This window comes from Streptomyces sp. P5F9 (assembly GCF_057961495.1).
This window is the reverse complement of record NZ_JBXVPZ010000754.1, coordinates 1-2,793: the sequence shown is the minus strand read 5'-3', so window position 1 is coordinate 2,793 and position 2,793 is coordinate 1. Positions and strand designations below refer to the sequence as shown.

Below are 2,793 nucleotides of genomic sequence, written 5' to 3'. Positions count from 1 at the left end.
GGGTGGGGCCTTCGCGGGTGAGGGTGCGGGTATCTGAACGGCAGGTCGTTTCTGGAGGTGCGAGGCCGCCGCCTCGGACACGCTTCGGCTGTCGTCCTCCGTCAGGCGCCGGAGTTCCTCCTCCACGCGTCTGCGCACCGTCTCGTTGCCGACCCGGTACAGGTGCGCGAGCGTATCCACGGCACCGAGCCGGTCTTCGGCGATCGGGCTGCGCAGGGCGAGCTGCACAAGGGCGGGCGGGGCCCAGTTGATGTTCCTGGCGATGAAGATACGGCCCTCGACGTCGTCCTTTTTCTTGGGCCGTTGCTGCGGCATCTCGGCGACGACCTGGTCGTGGACGTAGGTGTACAGCTCGTCGAGCGTGATGTCGCCGTCGTTGTCGAGGTCGGCGGTGCCGTCGCGCAGGCCCTGCACCAGATGGCGGGTGAAGACCGACTGCGGGGCGCTGCCGCTCACCTGGTCGCCCTCGAACGAGTACTGGGTGGCGTCCGAGGCGGTGAGCACCGTACGGCCGCGCCCACGGAACCGTTCCAGGGTGTGCACGTCGGCGTCGCCCTTGGCGAGCCGGGCGGCTGGGAAGGCACCGCTGTAGCAGCAGTCGAGGATCAGGACCTGCTGTCGCGACAGAGACCCGTTCATGGCCCCGTCGATCTGTTCGGCGGGAAGTGAGGTGAACCTGAGGTTGTCGCGGCGGGTGTCGGCCGCGGCGAGGTGGAGTCGGCCCTCGTCGTCCTTGAGGCCGTGACCGGTGAAGTAGAGCAGAGTGAGGTCGTCGTGGCGCCGGTCGCGGAAGAACTCGCCGACGGCCTTGCCGATCCGGTGGTGCGGTTCGTTGACCAGGATGGTGACGTCGAACCCGGCGATCTCCGGGTCGCGCAGCACCTCGGCGAGTGCCTCCGCGTCGTGACCGGGTGCGGTCAGTCGGCGCAGGCCCTCGTCCTCGTACGCGTACGTCGCGATCAGCAGGGCGAGTCGGCGTCCCACGGCTACTCATCACCGTCCGACCGGTGGCGGCGCACGAACTCGTCGATCAGCTTCTGGCGTTCCTCGGCGGTCGCCTGCTCCAGCTCGATCGTGTCACCGTCGATCGTCACCGAGATACGGTGCCGGGCGGACTGCCGGCCGAGCCAGTCCCGCAGCGTCTCGACGAGCGAGGCGAGGACCCCGCCGGGGGCGCTCACGGCGAGCACCACGGCGCCGACGGTCACCGGATCGACGGCCTTGGCCCCTTCCGGCGGCACGCCGTCGGAAGGCACCGGCACGCGCACGTGCAGCGCGTCGATGTCGAGTTCGCGTAACTCGGCCCGAAGCCGGGGCACGAGCCGCGCGGCCTCCTCACCATCCACATCGCTGTCCGGCGTCAGCCCCAGCAGTACGTCCATGACGTCACCCCCCGTGCGTCACAGTGTGGTGAGCGGTGAGGGTCTGCGGGGCCAATTTTCGGGAAGTCGACGTGCCTTGCCGGATCTCAGGCGCGGGGCTTGAGGTGCCGCAGCAGGGCGGCGAGGCCCTCGGGGGCGGTGGCGAGGGTGACGTCCGGGGTGTCGCTCTCGCGGAGGCGGATCGTTTTGTCGGGAGCGGTGGCGACGTAGACGCACTCGCCCTCGGGGCCGCCGCTGAAGGTCGACTTCTGCCAGGCGAGTTCAGTCATCGGGGCCTCCCTAGAGGGTGTAGAGCACATGCTGGATGAGTGCCAGCGAGTCCTTCACCGAGTGTGTTTCTGGGGCCAACGATACGTCGACGGGGGCGAGGGCGTTCTCCGACAGGTACCGGAACAGCGCTTCGTACCGGGCCAGGCTCTGCCTGTCACCCAAGTATGTGAGGCCGAGGGGTAGTTCGAGCAGTACGGTGCCCAACTCCGGAACGTCTGGGACGGCGTGGACGAAGTTGCCGCTGAGGGCGGGGTGAGCCTGGGCGGTGAACGGATAGATCTGGATGGTGACGTTGGGCAGCCGCGCCAGTTCGATGAGGTGCAGCAACTGCTCTCGGACCACGTTGACTCCGCCGAACCGCAGGTGCAGAGCGGACTCGTGGATCACCGCATGCACAGAGGGCGGGTTCTCGCGGGTGAGTACCCGCTGTCGCTCCATACGGAACTCCAGGGCGCCTTCGCTTCGTTCAAAGCCCAGGCCGGGAGTGGCGAAGATGGCTCGGGCGTAGTCGGCCGTCTGGAAGAGCCCCGGAATCAACATCGACTGGTGCATTCGAAGGGCCGTGCAACTCGCTTCCAGCTCGGCCGTGTTGAGCGCATCCAGGCTGCGGCGCTTCTTATAGGCGCTCCACCAGCCCTTGCCGGTCGCCTCGGACATGGCGACCAGAGCCTCGACATGTGCCTTATTTGTACAACCGTAGAGGTCGCAGAGCTGCCGGAGTCGTGGGGTCAGGACGGTGGTCTTGCCCGTCTCGATCTGGCTCAGCTGAACGCGGCCCATGCCGATCCGCTCGGCTGCTTCACCGCCCGCCAACCCTGCCTGTTCGCGCAGGTGTTTGAGCTCGAAGCCGAGTCGCCGCTGGCGCTCGCTGATGGTGGTGCGTAGTCCCACGCGTCTCTCCTCGTCGACGTGTCCAAAGTCTGCCCTGGCGATGGGAGTTGGTCCACCGATTCAGCGATTAGGTTGTTAATGAAATACCTTGCGAGCTACCTTGAGTGCGGCATCGGTCACGCACCGAATCCACTCAACTCCCCCTGCCCATAAGCCGACAGAGCACCCGCGCTCCGCGGGCGACGCCATCGCTGGGCTCGGACCCCTCGTACACCGGAGGCCAAACCCATGGACCCAGCCCGCCGAGCCC

General features: G+C 67.4%; 4 protein-coding genes. All 4 read right to left on the bottom strand.

The window, feature by feature from the left end:
* The coding region (locus AC31A1_RS49575; RefSeq protein WP_489659622.1) for a caspase family protein at nt 1-984 on the bottom strand (984 nt) is incomplete at its 3' end.
* A 2-nt stretch (nt 985-986) separates the two neighbouring features.
* Entirely contained in the window at nt 987-1,382 is a 396-nt protein-coding gene (locus AC31A1_RS49570; protein WP_489659621.1) for an effector-associated constant component EACC1, read from the bottom strand.
* Between the two features lie 86 nt (nt 1,383-1,468).
* On the bottom strand, nt 1,469-1,651 hold the full coding sequence (locus AC31A1_RS49565; protein WP_489659620.1) for a DUF397 domain-containing protein: 183 nt from the start codon (nt 1,649-1,651) through the stop codon (nt 1,469-1,471).
* Between the two features lie 10 nt (nt 1,652-1,661).
* Nucleotides 1,662-2,543, bottom strand: a complete 882-nt coding sequence (locus tag AC31A1_RS49560) for a helix-turn-helix domain-containing protein (protein WP_489659619.1) — start codon at nt 2,541-2,543, stop codon at nt 1,662-1,664.
* Nucleotides 2,544-2,793 lie beyond the last annotated feature (250 nt).